This is a genomic window from Bizionia sp., assembly GCF_048259285.1.
In the GTDB taxonomy this organism is placed as follows: domain Bacteria; phylum Bacteroidota; class Bacteroidia; order Flavobacteriales; family Flavobacteriaceae; genus Algorimicrobium; species Algorimicrobium hallyeonense.
The window spans coordinates 1-15743 of the sequence record NZ_JBLXHU010000018.1 but is presented as its reverse complement, the minus strand read 5'-3'; the positions used below and the strand labels follow the sequence as shown (position 1 = coordinate 15743).

10 protein-coding genes are annotated in these 15743 nt (G+C 35.2%); 7 read left to right on the top strand and 3 right to left on the bottom strand.

Going from position 1 to position 15743, the window contains the following annotated elements; all coding sequences use genetic code 11:
- Nucleotides 1-44: 44 nt before the first annotated feature.
- Complete coding sequence (locus ACN0QX_RS09895; RefSeq protein WP_417196729.1) at nt 45-1046, bottom strand: AAA family ATPase; 1002 nt, start codon at nt 1044-1046, stop codon at nt 45-47.
- A 153-nt stretch (nt 1047-1199) separates the two neighbouring features.
- A complete protein-coding gene (locus ACN0QX_RS09890; protein ID WP_417196727.1) occupies nt 1200-2009 on the bottom strand; it encodes a DUF4382 domain-containing protein in 810 nt (269 codons plus the stop codon).
- Nucleotides 2010-2313: 304 nt separating this feature from the next.
- Here ACN0QX_RS09890 and ACN0QX_RS09885 point away from each other — a divergent pair, with 304 nt between their 5' ends.
- From ACN0QX_RS09885 to ACN0QX_RS09865, 5 genes are all read left to right on the top strand, one after another.
- The gene (locus ACN0QX_RS09885; RefSeq protein ID WP_417196725.1) at nt 2314-3177 is read left to right on the top strand and encodes an aldo/keto reductase; all 864 of its coding nucleotides are present in this window, start codon (nt 2314-2316) and stop codon (nt 3175-3177) included.
- A 41-nt stretch (nt 3178-3218) separates the two neighbouring features.
- A complete protein-coding gene (locus tag ACN0QX_RS09880) occupies nt 3219-3977 on the top strand; it encodes an SDR family NAD(P)-dependent oxidoreductase (protein ID WP_417196723.1) in 759 nt (252 codons plus the stop codon).
- Between the two features lie 47 nt (nt 3978-4024).
- Nucleotides 4025-5155 (top strand): ATP-binding protein, encoded by a 1131-nt coding sequence (locus ACN0QX_RS09875; RefSeq protein WP_417196721.1) that lies wholly within the window; start codon nt 4025-4027, stop codon nt 5153-5155.
- A 395-nt stretch (nt 5156-5550) separates the two neighbouring features.
- A complete protein-coding gene (locus ACN0QX_RS09870; protein WP_417196719.1) occupies nt 5551-6495 on the top strand; it encodes a cadherin repeat domain-containing protein in 945 nt (314 codons plus the stop codon).
- A gap of 24 nt (nt 6496-6519) precedes the next feature.
- Nucleotides 6520-6969, top strand: a complete 450-nt coding sequence (locus tag ACN0QX_RS09865) for a lipocalin family protein (RefSeq protein WP_417196717.1) — start codon at nt 6520-6522, stop codon at nt 6967-6969.
- Nucleotides 6970-7051: 82 nt separating this feature from the next.
- On the opposite strand, the gene ACN0QX_RS09860 is transcribed toward ACN0QX_RS09865, so the two are convergent.
- A complete protein-coding gene (locus ACN0QX_RS09860) occupies nt 7052-8605 on the bottom strand; it encodes an aldehyde dehydrogenase family protein (protein ID WP_248397119.1) in 1554 nt (517 codons plus the stop codon).
- A 121-nt stretch (nt 8606-8726) separates the two neighbouring features.
- Between ACN0QX_RS09860 and ACN0QX_RS09855 the strand changes: the two genes are divergently transcribed.
- The gene (locus tag ACN0QX_RS09855) at nt 8727-9836 is read left to right on the top strand and encodes an isoaspartyl peptidase/L-asparaginase family protein (RefSeq protein ID WP_417196714.1); all 1110 of its coding nucleotides are present in this window, start codon (nt 8727-8729) and stop codon (nt 9834-9836) included.
- A 94-nt stretch (nt 9837-9930) separates the two neighbouring features.
- Nucleotides 9931-15504 carry an alpha-2-macroglobulin family protein gene (locus ACN0QX_RS09850; RefSeq protein ID WP_417196712.1) on the top strand — a complete coding sequence of 1858 codons (5574 nt, stop codon included), beginning with the start codon at nt 9931-9933 and terminating at the stop codon, nt 15502-15504.
- The last annotated feature ends 239 nt before the right edge of the window (nt 15505-15743 follow it).

The window sequence follows — 15743 nt, the reverse complement described above, 5'->3', positions numbered from 1 at the left end:
GAACCTTTTAACTGTTTACTGCAACTGAATACTAAAAACTCATTTTACGGTACTTCAATCTCATTTACAATTTTGCTAATAATATCTTCCGAAGTTACGTTTTCTGCTTCCGCTTCGTAAGTAATTCCAATTCTGTGGCGCAATACATCATAAATTACGGCACGAACATCTTCCGGGATTACATAACCACGACGCTTGATAAACGCATAGCATTTTGCAGCTGTTGCCAAGTTAATACTACCACGTGGAGAAGCTCCAAAAGAAATAAGTGGTTTTAATTCTGCCAACTTATATTTTTCTGGGTAACGCGTTGCGAAAATAATATCGAGAATATATTTTTCAATCTTTTCATCCATATAAACCTCGCGAACTGCTTTTTGAGCTTGTATAATTTGATCTACTGTAACAACAGGATTTACTTTATCAAAAGCACCTTTAAGGTTTGACCTCATAATGAGTTGTTCGTCTTCAATTTTTGGATAATCGATAACTGCTTTCAGCATAAAACGGTCTACTTGTGCTTCAGGCAGCGGATAGGTTCCTTCTTGCTCAACCGGATTCATGGTTGCCATTACTAAAAATGGTTTATCTAACACAAAGGTTTCATCGCCAATGGTAACTTGCTTTTCCTGCATGGCTTCTAATAAAGCCGACTGTACTTTTGCAGGCGCACGGTTAATTTCATCTGCTAACACAAAATTGGCGAAGATGGGTCCCTTTTTTATTTTAAAATCGTTTTCCTTCATGTTATAGATAAGCGTACCAACAACATCTGCAGGTAATAAATCGGGTGTAAACTGGATTCTACTAAAAGACCCATGAACAGCTTGAGACAGTGTATTAATAGCTAATGTTTTTGCTAAACCTGGCACACCTTCTAGTAAAATATGGCCTTGACCTAATAAACCAATTAGCAGACGTTCCAACATGTGCTTTTGCCCAACAATTACTTTGTTCATTTCAAACATTAGTAATTCTATAAAAGCACTTTCTTTTTCAATTTTCTCGTTAATAGACGCAATGTCAATTGTACGTGTATCTTCCATTCTTTTTCAATTTAAAACACCCTAAAATAATGGGCTTATTTAAGATTGCTAAATTGTTAAAATTTTTGCTTTAATGCTGTTAACAATTGGTTAAAAAAATAAGAGCAGCACTGATTAGTGCTGCTCTTATAACTTTTTAAAATGTTTTTACAATTATTCTAGTAAAATAACACCTAACTCCGTTGTAGATCCTACTGCAATTTCAACATCTTCAATAATCTGAATTGGTAATCCAGAAGCTGGATCTGGTGTAACAGTAACAGTATATGTTCCTTCGGTTAAACCAACCAAAACAAAATTACCATCAACATCAGCATAAGACGAAACAGTTTCAATACCATTGGTTGCTGTAATTTCTGTTTGAACATCAATAGGTGTTATGCTGCCACTTAAAGCTCCTGATTGTGCTTCAACACTGGCTCTAATTACAGGTTTTAGATTAATATTACCAGAATTTCCAGCGACTACGATAGATTCATCAACATCAAAATCTAATAAAAACGTGTAGGCTATATTAGGCTCTAATGTCTCATTAACTTGAATTTTTAATCCCGATTGCTGGGCACTTGGTGTGTTTAAAGGAAATGTTTCACCATCAATTACAACGGAGTTATCATTACCCAATACCAAACGAATTTGATTTAAGGTTCCTGATGGAACAACAAAATCATCAACAAGTAACACATTAATGCCACCCGTTAACTCCAATAAATCATAAACACCTGTGTTTATGGCTTCCAGACTTACCCAATTATCATCATCACTAGTGTCATTTACTTTTACTCGAACATCTACAACATCCACATAAACATGTTCGTAATCTCCAGGCCTATCCATTAATTTTACTGAAATAGTCGAAGTTCCTTGAGAAGGTGTGTTGTTACTATCGTCATCACTACAACTAAAAAACGTAATAGTTAAAATTGTTAGTAACACTAATTTAAGCTGTTTTAATGTATTCATAAATATTATAGGTTTTGGTTCATAGAAATATACGTGGCAACTATGTATAATAGATGCTTTATTCAATAAAATCATAATGGTATCCATTATTTATTTTCTAGGTATTCCTTTTAAACAATTTAAAAACAAGCGATTTAAAAGACATTATTGAGAATGATAAAAAAATGTTAAATGTATTTTAGAACCATTTTTCAAATGGAATATAAGTACGTAATAACAGAAAATCTTGCAATAAATAATTGTTAACTGACTCTATTTTTAAAGAGCGAATAAGTATTTTTATACAGAAATCTTAAAACTATTTATGACATATTCAAAAATAATTGCTGGAACAATGACATGGGGAAGTTGGGGCAAACAACTTTCTAAAAAGGACATGATATTACTTATGCATCATTGTATTAAAAACCAGATTACAACTTTTGATCATGCTGATATTTATGGTAGCTACACCACAGAAGCCGATTTTGGCAACGCTTTTAAGGATTCTGGAATAAAAAGAGAAACTATTCAGCTTATTTCTAAATGCGGTATTCAATATTTAAGTGAGAACAGAAATAATACTGTTAAACATTACGATTATAGTAAAGAATATATTTTTTGGTCTGTCGAGCAGTCACTCAAAAACCTTCAAACAGAATATTTAGATACCTTATTATTACATAGACCAAGCCCATTAATGCAACCTGACGATATTGCGGAAGCAATTATTAAACTTAAAAAGGACGGTAAAATTAAACATTTTGGTGTTTCTAATTTTTCAGCAAGTCAAATAGCCTTACTTTCAAAATATATTCCTACTACTGTTAATCAAATTGAATTTTCACTCACGCAACACAAAGCCATGTATGATGGCACGTTGGATTATATGCAATTACACCAAATAAAACCCATGGCTTGGTCACCATTAGGATGTGTTTTCAAAGATAATACCAATCAGACACTCCGAATTAAGAAGCAATTAGATATACTATCTGAAAAATACCAAGCTACTCATGATCAATTACTTTTAGCATGGATTTTAAAACACCCAGGCGGTATAACACCTGTAATTGGAACCACTAATTTAGAACGTATAACACAGGCACAGCAAGCAACAAAAATAGATTTGGAAATAGAGGATTGGTTTTTAATTTTAGTAGCTTCACAAGGGCATAAAGTTCCTTAATAATTTACATTAAAATTGAAAACAGAAATAACAAACTAAAGATGACAAATAAAACTGCCTTAATAACAGGCGCAACAAGCGGAATTGGTCGTGCCACTGCTCACGAATTTGCTAAATACGGTATTCACCTTATTCTATGTGGTAGGCGTCAAGACCGTTTGGATACCATAAAAAGTGCCCTCCAAAAACAAACGGAAGTTCATACATTAAATTTTGATGTGCGTGACCTTAAAGCTACACAAACCGCTTTTGAAAGCTTACCAGTGGAATTCAAACAAATAGATATTTTAATTAACAACGCTGGAAATGCCCATGGCATGGATACCATCCAAGACGGCAATACAGACGATTGGGATGCAATGATGGATATTAATGTAAAAGGGTTATTATATGTAAGCAAACTAATAATGCCACAAATGATTACACGCCAATCTGGGCATATTATTAATATTGGCTCATCGGCTGGGAAAGAAGTATACCCAAAAGGAAATATTTATTGTGCTAGTAAACATGCTGTTTTGGCTATTACAGAAGGTATGCGAATAGATTTAAACCCATATGGCATTAAAGTCTGTGCCATAAATCCTGGACTAGTAGAAACCGAATTTTCGCAAGTCCGTTTTAAAGGTGGAGAACAAGCAAATTCCGTTTACAAAGGCTATAAAGCATTACAACCAGAAGATATTGCAGATATTATTTATTTTACCATTAGCAGACCAGCTCATGTAAATATTGCTGATTTGTTGGTGTTTCCAACGGCTCAAGCTAGCAGTACGATTGTTAAAAAGGAGTTTAACTAAAACCTAAAAAAACCTCCTGATATTTATTGGGATTCGCGATAAATACCATGTTAAACAAACGCCTCCTCATAAAAAACTTACTGGCTCATAACGATGAGAACAGTTTCTATGATAAAAAGCGTCAAATAGATATTAGTCTCAAAGAAGGAAAAGCTAAATTTTTAAAACATATTTGCGCACTTTCCAATAGCAATCCTAAAAACAATTCCTATATTGTAATTGGAGTTGAAGATGAAGATAGCCAGATTATAGGTGTCGATTTTTTTGATGACAGTAAAATACAAAACCTCATCAATGCCTACTTAACCAATCCGCCAATAGTTCAATATGAGAATATTTCATTTCCGCATTTGCCAGAAGATAAAGTTGTAGGGCTTGTAACTATTAGAGGCACTGGTAAGATAACCTCCCTCCGTAAAAACATTTGGAAGTATTATGGCGGCGCCGTGTTTTTTAGAGATGGTAGCATAAGCATGCCCAAAGTGTTTGATATTGACATTACCGATAACAACTCCGAAATTGTTCAAGCCATTGAAGCACATTCTCAAAACAATATATCTCATACTTTGGACGGTGTTTTCGATTTTATGAAATCTCGAAAAGATTATGAACCACAATACAAAGTTTTTAAAGAGTATTTTGTTGTCTGTTGGGCCGGACAGAAAAAAACAGTAAAAAATGAAACCTTTTATTCGCGTGTAGATATTGAGCTTATTAATGAGCAAGTGCGATTATTTTATTCAGCTCTGGATGAAGTTTCCATATCCTTTACCGAAGATTCCTTTAAAATTATAGAGTACATTAATTTAGGATTGCAAAAAGCCTTTCGGTATTATCCGTTGGAAGAAACAAGTATTCACTTTTCCGAGCATGGAAAATACAATATTAATAGTACACTTGTTTTTGAACCTCCACAATACGATAAAAAAGTATTGCACCATATTTATAACGCTAATAATGCACTTCTAGAAAAAGTAACCAGTAATCACATATTATCGGAACGTGAGCTCATTGATTTAAAAAATGTACCAGCCACATATTTAATTTGCTACTTAAATGGTTTTGAAGAAGCCATTAATAAACTTATTGACGCGAAATTACTGTTGAAAAATTATCCTGAAATATACATACTCTATAAACAAACAATGCGCATTTTAAGAAAAGTACAATATGATTAATGTTAATTACACATAAATACATACCAAAAATAAATTATTTTCCACCAGTTATGTATTTCTTGAAATGTACATATCCTATTTTATCTACATTTGTCTTGCTATTAATCAACTAACATACAAAAGCCTCATTAAAAGTTATTTTACTTTTGGTTTGGCTTTTTGTTTTTAATAGGCAATCCAAAATCTCATTTTGTTTCATTAAGAATAGCTTCTTCTATTTGCTTTCTTTAAAACAAACCTATAATTCTTAATAAACAGCATCTTACAAAATAAGATAATTCTTACGTAATTTACACATAATCAAATTGTTATGCGGTGATTTTTTAAAAAAAAGTTAAATTGTTAACCTATTACCAATTTTAATTATTAAATACTAAACAATAAAAGCAAACATTATGAATATTTTAAAAAACCTGTCATTAGTAATAATCCTAGTAAGTTTTTTCAATTGCAGTAGTGATGATGATGTCAATACACCCGCCACACCACCTGCCAGTAGCTTTGAGAGAACAATTAATGAAAACCCTATAGACGGCTTGTTAATTGGAACCATTTCAGAAACTGGTTCATCAACTAATAATTATAGTATTTCATCACAATCTGTAAATAATGCGTTACGAATTGATCCTGCTACCGGAAATTTAATGGTAAATCATTCACGTGCTTTTGATTTCGAAACCAATCCTAACATTACAGCGGTTGTAACAAATTTATCAACAAACACTGTTACCAATGTCACCATTAACTTAAATAATATGGATGATATTGTTCACTTTTTAAGCACCTCTAAAGCTGATTATATGGCTGCAGATGAAAACGATTGGATACTTATTACTGAAGCTGAATACGAACTTCTTGCAGATCGCTTATATCAAGTTTCTACTTTAGGAACCACAGACAGTGACTATCAAACTAGTGGTGCCAATTTTATTGACAATGTTACGGTTACCAATGTTGGCGGTAGTCCAAATTACCCACAGGGCAATTACTTTTTTGCATTTAAATACCATTCAAATTCTAGTAACGTGGTAGGTGCGCGTGTAAAAATTTCAGGTACTGATCCACTTTTAGGGTTTATAGGTTGGGGCAGACCATTACCAGAACTTGATATGGGTGACAATTATTTTGTACTTAAAAATAATTATGCCGTTGCGGTAACAAATGACGCTTATATTGCCATGTTCACACCGGGTCAAGTTGGATATATATATTCTTCACCAGACAAAACATCTTATGGAACCAATGACGATTCAACTTCGTTTCCAGCTGAAAATATTTCTACTGGAATAATTTACCTCTATCAGGGGTTATATACGCCACAAAAACAATGGGGAGATTAAAACATATTAACTAATAATTGAATTATGAATCATATAAAAATTATAGCTTTAGTAATTAGCATCTTAACCGTGTTTAACTGCAGTAAGAATGATGACAATGATTCGGTAGCAATTCCACCGGAACTCACAATTCAGGAAAAAATAGCTTATCGATGGAATTTATATACCGTAGAAGATCCGGAGTCAGGCATTCAAATGCCACTAACGACTTGTGAAAAACGGACATTTTACCAATTCTCATTAAATGGTGAAGCGCAAGTAGAGCTCTTTAACGAAGATGATTTAGACAACTGCATATCAGATGGCCTTATTAATGGAACCTATCAAATTATTGAAAGAGACGGAGATTATGGGGTTATTATTACGGTCGATTCTGGAGAGGAAACATCTAAAATTATATCCTTAACAGATACAGAACTCATTCTGGAACAACAAGGATTTGGTATAAGACATTTAATCTTTACACGATTATAAGCCTAACATCTTTTCCATTAAATAAAAGTCCTCAAATCGATCTCGATTTGAGGACTTTTTAAATTACTATATTTTGAGTCGCTTATAAATCGAACTTAATTCCTTGAGCTAATGGTAACTCATCAGAATAATTTATCGTATTTGTCTGACGTCGCATGTAAACCTTCCAAGCATCAGATCCAGACTCACGTCCACCACCTGTTTCCTTTTCTCCTCCAAAAGCACCACCAATTTCAGCACCTGATGTTCCAATGTTTACATTGGCAATACCACAATCTGAACCTGCGAATGATAAGAATTTCTCGGCTTCTTTCATTTCATTGGTCATAATAGCTGAAGATAATCCTTGTGCCACACCATTTTGTTTGTCAATAGCATTTTCTACGTCTCCTGAATATTTCATTAAATAAAGAACAGGAGCAAATGTTTCGTGCTGTACAATTTCATAATGGTTTTCAGCTTCAATAATAGCTGGTTTTACGTAACAGCCACTTTCGTAACCTTCACCTTCAAAAACACCACCTTCAACCAAAACGGTTCCGCCTTCTGCTTTGGCTCTTTCAATAGCTGACAAGTATGCGTTTACAGCATCTTTATCAATTAATGGTCCAATATGATTTTTTTCATCCAACGGGTTTCCAATAGTTAATTGTTTGTAAGCACCAACAATAGCATCTCTTACTTTATCATAAACCGATTCATGGATAATTAAACGACGTGTAGACGTACAACGCTGTCCAGCTGTTCCTACGGCGCCAAATACCGCACCTGGAACTACTACTTTTAAATCTGCCGTTGGTGTAATAATAATGGCATTATTTCCACCTAATTCTAATAAGGATTTTCCAAAACGTTCTGCAACGGTAACACCAACAATTCTACCCATTCGTGTAGACCCTGTAGCTGAAATTAATGGAATACGTGTGTCCGTAGTCATCATTTCACCAACCTTATAATCACCATTTATAATACAAGAAATACCTTCTGGTAAATTATTATCTTTTAAAACACTGGCAATAATATTTTGACATGCTATAGAACATAACGGCGTTTTTTCGGAAGCTTTCCAAACACAAACATCACCACAAACCCAAGCTAAAGCTGTATTCCAAGCCCAAACTGCCACCGGGAAGTTAAATGCTGAAATAATACCAACCACACCTAATGAATGCCATTGCTCGCGCATAACATGACCCGGGCGTTCTGATGGCATTGTCTGTCCGTTTAATTGTCTAGATAATCCTACGGCAAAATCGCAGATATCAATCATTTCTTGAACTTCTCCGTAACCTTCTTGAAGTGATTTCCCCATTTCAAAGGATACTAATCGTCCTAAAGGCTCTTTTAACTCACGTAATTTATTTCCAAACTGACGCACTATTTCACCACGTTGAGGTGCTGGCATAGCTCTCCAAATTGGGAAAGCAGCTGTTGCAGCATCCATCACTTTTTCATAATCTGCTTTAGTGGTTGTCTTAACTTTGGCAATTAATTTTCCATTAACTGGCGAAATACTCTCAATAACATCACCACTTGAAAAATTATTGGAACCTGTTGATGTTCCTTCATTTATATCTTTAACACCTAATGCTTTTAGGGCTTTTTCAATTCCGAAATCTGTTGCAACTTCTTGCATAAATCTATTTTTTTTAATTATTATTCTTACTATTCGCAAATATACTAATAAATGTCGCCTTACTAAAGTGAAACGTTTTAAAAATTGTTAACTTTCAGTTCTCATTTAAAAGTCATTACTTATGAAAAACCTCTTATATGTTTTAATTCTTTTAATTTTATTTTTCAACTGTAAAAGTAAAGAGGAGCTTGAAGCCATTTCCAATCTGAATAATCCAGAAGTTATAGATAGCACCAAACTACAGGTAAACAAATTTGCTATAGTTATTCATGGCGGTGCTGGAACAATTTTGAAAAAAAATATGACTGCCGAAGATGAAGCTGCTTACGAAGCCAAACTAGAAGAAGCCATTCGCGTAGGCCACAAAATATTAAGTAACGGAGGAAGTAGTTTGGATGCTGTTGAAAAAACGATTAATATTTTAGAAGATTCGCCACTATTCAACGCAGGAAAAGGCGCTGTGTTCACCCATGCCGAAACCAATGAACTGGACGCATCTATTATGGATGGAAAAACCTTAAATGCTGGAGCCTCAGCTGGAACTAAAACAGTAAAAAACCCCATAAATTTAGCACGTGCTGTCATGGAAAAATCACCACACGTAATGCTATCTGGTTTAGGTGCCGAAACATTTGCCCAAGAACAAGGGTTAACAATTGTAGACTCTACTTACTTTTTTACGGAGAACAGATTTAATGGTTTAAAACGTTTGAAAGAACGCGAAGAAAAAGCACCTGCAAACAGAGTTAGTAAAAAAGAAATAGATAATAAATCTGCTTTTTATGATGCCACCATTAAAGATTCAAAATTTGGAACTGTGGGTTGTGTGGCTTTAGATAAAAATGGCAATTTAGCAGCGGGAACCTCAACAGGTGGTATGACTAACAAACGTTGGGGACGTATAGGCGATGCACCAATTATTGGGGCAGGAACCTATGCCAATAATAATACTTGTGCCGTTTCTAGTACAGGTTGGGGCGAATTTTTTATTCGTGCTATGGTAGCTCATGATATTTCAGCTTTAATGGATTATAAAGGTCTTACGCTTCAAGAGGCTGCACGCGAGGTTATCCAGAAAAAAGTTCCAGAACTTGGTGGAGATGGCGGGATTATTGCGGTAGACAAATATGGAAATTTGGTAATGGAATTTAACACAGCTGGCATGTATCGCGCTTCTATGAATGACCAAGGAGAATTAACCATCGGTATTTACAAAGACAATGAAAATTAATTTCAGCCTAAACTACCCTAACACTCAAAATTTCCTAGTCTAAAAACGTTAGGAAGAACATCAGTCATATTTATTCAATAAAAATTAATCGTATATGTTATTTAAAAAAATCGTAACCCTCATTGTCATCCTATTAGTTTTGGCGTCTTGTAAAAAGGAAGATACCGAAACAGATAATCTTTTTAAATTTCGCGAATACATAAGCTATACCACATCGGGTTTAAACTCTATTGCAGACCCAATTCAAATTAACCTAACCAAACCGGTTGAAAAATGGGAAATGGGACAGGAAATACTGGATGATATTGTAAAGGTTTCACCACATGTTACCGGTAAATTGATGGTGGTTAATCAGCAATCTCTTTTATTTACACCAGATGAACCCCTAGATCCTTCTACAGAATATACCGTTACCGTTAAACTCAAAAAAATCTATCCAGACATTCCCAATTACTTTGGCAATTACACCTTTCAGTTTAAAACCATCACGCCAAATTTTACGATTAATACCACTAATTTGCAATCTTACAGCAAGGAATGGCAGTATGTTGAAGCAGTTTTGCGTGCTTCCGATGTCATCTCCTTAAAGCAAGCTAAACAATTAGTAGAAGCTTCACAAAATGGCAAAAACTTACAGGTAGTTTTTAATGAATACAACCAAACATCACGCGTTTTTGAATTCAAAATTGACAGTATTCACAGAAAAATAGAGGATTCTGAAATTTTAGTTAAATGGCAAGGTGAAGCCATTAATGCTGACAATACAGGTGAAAATGCTTTGACAATTCCTGGCATCAATAATTTCACCATTGTGGATGTGGAAGTGATTCAATTACCCGAGCAATACGTATCCATTAACTTCTCGGATCCGCTTAAAAAACAGCAAAATTTTGATGGTTTAGTAACCATTGAAAAAAGCAAAAACCCCAAATTTATTGTTGAAGGAAATATTTTAAAAGTCTACCCAGAAAGCAAATTAGTTGGTGATATTCAAGTAGATATTTTTCAAGGGATATCCAATACAGATGGTTTTAAATTGAAGAAACCGTTTTCAGAAAAAATTACTTTTGAAAACTTAAAACCACAAGTTCGTTTAATTAGTAATGGAAGTATTCTACCAAATTCCAAGCAGCTTAAATTTAATTTTGAAGCGGTAAACCTAAAAGCGGTCGATGTCCGTATTATTAAGATATATCAAGATAATATATTACAGTTTTTACAGGAAAATAATTTAGATAGTAACAACTCTTATAATATCCGGCAAGTAGGTCGCAGGATTGCGAAACAAACTATAGAACTACAATCGGCAGCTGAAAACACTGGAAAATGGCGTGCTTATAGCATTGATTTATCCAAATTCTTTACGGCCGATCCTGGAGCCATTTACCGGGTAGAATTGAGCTTCAATAAAGATTATTCGTTATACGATTGTAGTGCTAACGAAACAGCCGCAGTAAACCATGATGATTATGACGATTACTACTATGAGGATGATTATTATGGCCATGATTACAACGAAGAATCCTACACCGAAGATGACAATCTACGTGAAGAAGCCTATTGGGATAATTTAATTTACAACTACAAAAACTACCCTTATAACTGGCGTGAGCGCGAAAATCCATGTCATGTAGCTTATTATAATGAAAACCGCATTGTATCTCAAAATTTACTCGCCTCCAATTTGGGTGTGATTGCCAAACGTGGCGAGAATAACTCCTATTATTTTGCGGTTACCAATATTTTAACAACCAATCCTGAAGCCAATGCATCCGTAACGCTTTACAATTTTCAGCAACAGGAAATGGTAACACTTTTCACAGATTCGGAAGGCTTATTAACCATTGATGCGGACAAGCATGCAGCTTTTGCCATTGTAAAAAAAGGCAGTAATAACTCGTATTTAAAACTAGCGGATGGCAACTCACTTTCCTTAAGTAAATTTGATGTTTCTGGTCATAAAATGCAACGTGGACTTAAAGGCTATTTGTATGGCGAGCGTGGAGTTTGGCGTCCTGGAGACACACTTCATTTAACCTTTATGTTGAATGATAAAGCGAATAAATTACCAAAAGCACATCCTGTGAAATTAGAAATCACAGATCCAAATGGAAAACTGACATACAAAAATATCACAACCGACAACCTTAATAATTTTTACAGATTTACAGTTCCCACAAACACAGAGGATAAAACCGGAAATTACAGCGCCAAAGTTTCCGTTGGTGGTGTTACATTTTATAAAACATTAAAGATTGAAACTGTTAAACCAAATCGTCTTAAAATTAAGGTCGATTTTGAAAACGAGATTTTAACCAACAATCAGCCACTAGCAGGAACGCTAGATGTGAAATGGCTGCATGGCGCAGTTGGAAAAAATCTGAAAGCTGAAATTAAAGCGAAAATTAGCAGTTCCAACTCCGGATTCAAAAATTACAAAAACTACATATTTTCCGATCCAACACGCGAATTTGAAACCGAAGAATTAACCGTTTTTGAAGGGAATGTGAATGCCGAAGGCATCGCAAAAATAAACAATCAATTAGAGGTTGGCAAAAATGCGCCTGGCATGTTAAACGTGCAGTTTTTAGTACGTGCTTTTGAAAATGGCGGCGATTTTTCAATGGATGCATTCACCATGCCATTTGCACCTTATGAATCCTTTGTCGGTTTACAATCGCCAGAACCAAAAGCATATGGTTCCTTTTTTACAGATGAAAATCAAACCTTTGATGTGGTGGTTGTAGATAAAGATGGAAAACCTATTCAACGCAATAATTTGGAAGTAAAAATCTATAAAATTGAATGGCGTTGGTGGTGGAATGCCTCTGAAGATAATCTGTCCAGTTACGTATCCAGTAATTATCACAGACCGTATTTAGATAGTAAAGTAAACACCAATGCCCAAGGCAAAGGAAGTTTCAATATAAAAATTCCAGACGAAGAAGGTGGACGTTACCTTATTCGAGTTATCGATCCCGTAAGTGGTCATGCTACTGGACGTACAGCTTACTTTTATAAAAACTGGTGGCAAAAAGCACCGACTAGCGATAAAGAAGCCGCAAAAATGTTAGTATTTTCCGCAGATAAAGAAACCTATAATGTTGGCGAAATGGCTACCATTACATTTAATTCTGGTAGTGAAGGTCGTGCGTTGGTAAGTGTAGAAAACGGTACGGAAGTCTTAGAAACCAAATGGGCAAAAACGCTTCCAGGCGAAACCAAAGTAACCATTCCAATTACGCCCGAAATGGCACCAAACGTATTTATTAATATTTCACTTTTGCAGCCGCATGCTATAACGGCAAACGATTTACCAATTCGTTTATTTGGTGTTATTCCATTAATGGTTGAAGATCCAAACACCAAATTGGAACCTCAACTTAAAATGCCGGAGGTGTTACAACCAGAACAGGAATTTAAGGTAACGGTTTCCGAAAAAAATAACAAAGCCATGACCTACACCATTGCCATGGTAGAGGAAGGCTTGCTAGATATAACGCGATTTAAAACACCAAATGCGTGGGACGAATTTTATGCACGTGAAGCTTTAGGCGTTAAAACCTGGGATATTTTTGATGCTATAATAGGCGCCTACTCTGGAAGTATCGATCAGGTTTTCGCAATTGGTGGTGATGGAAATGCTGCAGCAGGTAAAAACAAAAAAGCCAATCGCTTTAAACCGGTTGTAACGTATTTAGGTCCTTTTAGTTTGAAGGAAGGCGAAAACAAATCGCATACCTTAAAATTACCAAATTATATTGGAGCTGTTCGGACCATGGTTGTCGCTGGAAATGCAAACAACGAAGCCTATGGTAGTGTAGATAAATCGGTTCAGGTTAAAAAACCGCTTATGGTTTTAGCTTCTTTACCAAGAAAATTAAGTCCAGGTGAAAAAGTAACCCTTCCTGTGACCGTTTTTGCTATGGAAAACAAAGTGAAAAATGTAGAAATCAGCTTGAAATTAAGCAATGGGATTTCTGTAGTTGGCGAAAAAACACAAAATATCACCTTCGATAAGCCAGACGAAAAAATGCGCTATTTTGAATTGGATGTCAGTCAAGCAAAAGGCTTTAATACTATTGAAGTTATTGCCAAAGGTAATGGCGAAAAATCGACCTATAAAGTTGAGATTGATGTGATGAACCCGAATCCGATTTCATCCAAACCTCTTGACAAATCGGTTGCTGCAAATGCTTCAGAAACACTAACCTTTACAACCTTTGGTGAAATAGGAACCAATTCGGCTACGGTAGAATTTTCAACCTTACCGCCCATGGATTTCACAAGACGTTTACAATTCTTAATAAGATATCCACATGGCTGTTTAGAACAAACCACATCAGGTGTTTTTCCACAATTATATTTAAATGATATTTTCGATTTAACACTAGATAAAAAACAAGACATTCAGAAAAACATTGAAAGTGGCATCAAGCGTTTGGCGCAATTTCAAATGCCTAATGGCGGCATGAGTTATTGGATGGGCGAAAACACTGCAAACGATTGGTCCACCAGTTATGCTGGACACTTTATGCTAGAAGCAGAAAAGAAAGGCTATGTGTTACCATTAACATTTAAGAACAATTGGATATCCTATCAAAAACAAGCGGCTCGTGATTGGCGACCAAGTTACAGAACCTATAATTCAGATTTAGCACAAGCCTACCGACTTTACACATTGGCTTTAGCTGGACAAGCAGATTTAGCGGCAATGAACCGGTTACGTGAGTTTTCTGAAATATCCAACGAAGCTAAATGGCGATTGGCAGCAGCTTATGCGTTGGCTGGACAAAATGAGGCGAGTCAGGCTATTTCAAAAACAGCTAATATTAATTTCCAACCACCAAAATATAATTACTACACCTACGGATCGGTAGATAGAAATCGTGCCATGGCTTTGGAAACTATGGTGCTGACTAAAAACTCACAACAACGTGAGTTAGCAGAATATGTAGCGAATGATTTATCGAGCAACCGCTGGATGAGTACCCAAACAACAGCTTATAGCTTGTTGGCTATGGCAAAAATGGTGGAAGCCAATGGTGGCAAAGATTTAAATCTTACGTACACTATCAACGGGAAATCTGAAACTATCCAATCCAAATCGGCTATTGCGCAACGTGATTTACCGATATATGATGGCTCAAATGAATTAACATTCACAAATAAAAAAGCCAATTTGGTGTATGTACGCGTGCTTAACTCTGGGAAACTTCCACTTGGTCAAGAGCTCACAGAACAACGTGGATTGAATGTTTCCGTCAACTATAAAGATTTAACTGGCTCTAAAATTAATATTTCCAATTTAAAACAAGGTCAGGATTTTGTGGCAAGCATTACAGTTAGCAATCTTAAAAATGAAAATATAAACGATGTGGCACTCACCCAATTATTCCCATCTGGTTGGGAAATCATTAATACCCGTTTTACCGATTTTGGTGCGGCAACTACGAGTCAAGCACGTTATACCGATATTCGTGATAATGAGGTAAATTACTATTTCGATTTGCCACAAAAAGGAAAGCAAGGCAGTAAAACTTTTCATATTATGCTGAATGCGTCCTTTTTAGGAACCTATTATTTACCTGGCATTCAAGCTGAAGCCATGTATGATAATGATTATTTAGTGCGAAATAAAGGACAATGGATTACTGTTGAAAAATAGAATTCCTGAGAAAGCAGGAATCTAATAGTAATTCAAAGAAGTAAATTTATATAATTAAACAACAAGATTCCTGCCTTCGCTTGAATTAAGAAACCATGACAAATCAAAAACCCTATTACGCTGTTATTTTCACCTCAACACAAACAGACCGTATTGAAGGTTATTCTGAAATGGCAGAAAAAATGGAGACACTTGCCAAACAACAACCAGGATTTATTGGCATAGAATCTGCCAGAGAC

Coding starts and splice junctions, on each gene's coding strand:
- ACN0QX_RS09895 (WP_417196729.1), bottom strand. CDS start 1,046: ATGGAAGATACACGTACAATTGACATTGCGTCTATTAACGAGAAAATT.
- ACN0QX_RS09890 (WP_417196727.1), bottom strand. CDS start 2,009: ATGAATACATTAAAACAGCTTAAATTAGTGTTACTAACAATTTTAACT.
- ACN0QX_RS09885 (WP_417196725.1), top strand. CDS start 2,314: ATGACATATTCAAAAATAATTGCTGGAACAATGACATGGGGAAGTTGG.
- ACN0QX_RS09880 (WP_417196723.1), top strand. CDS start 3,219: ATGACAAATAAAACTGCCTTAATAACAGGCGCAACAAGCGGAATTGGT.
- ACN0QX_RS09875 (WP_417196721.1), top strand. CDS start 4,025: ATGTTAAACAAACGCCTCCTCATAAAAAACTTACTGGCTCATAACGAT.
- ACN0QX_RS09870 (WP_417196719.1), top strand. CDS start 5,551: ATGAATATTTTAAAAAACCTGTCATTAGTAATAATCCTAGTAAGTTTT.
- ACN0QX_RS09865 (WP_417196717.1), top strand. CDS start 6,520: ATGAATCATATAAAAATTATAGCTTTAGTAATTAGCATCTTAACCGTG.
- ACN0QX_RS09860 (WP_248397119.1), bottom strand. CDS start 8,605: ATGCAAGAAGTTGCAACAGATTTCGGAATTGAAAAAGCCCTAAAAGCA.
- ACN0QX_RS09855 (WP_417196714.1), top strand. CDS start 8,727: ATGAAAAACCTCTTATATGTTTTAATTCTTTTAATTTTATTTTTCAAC.
- ACN0QX_RS09850 (WP_417196712.1), top strand. CDS start 9,931: ATGTTATTTAAAAAAATCGTAACCCTCATTGTCATCCTATTAGTTTTG.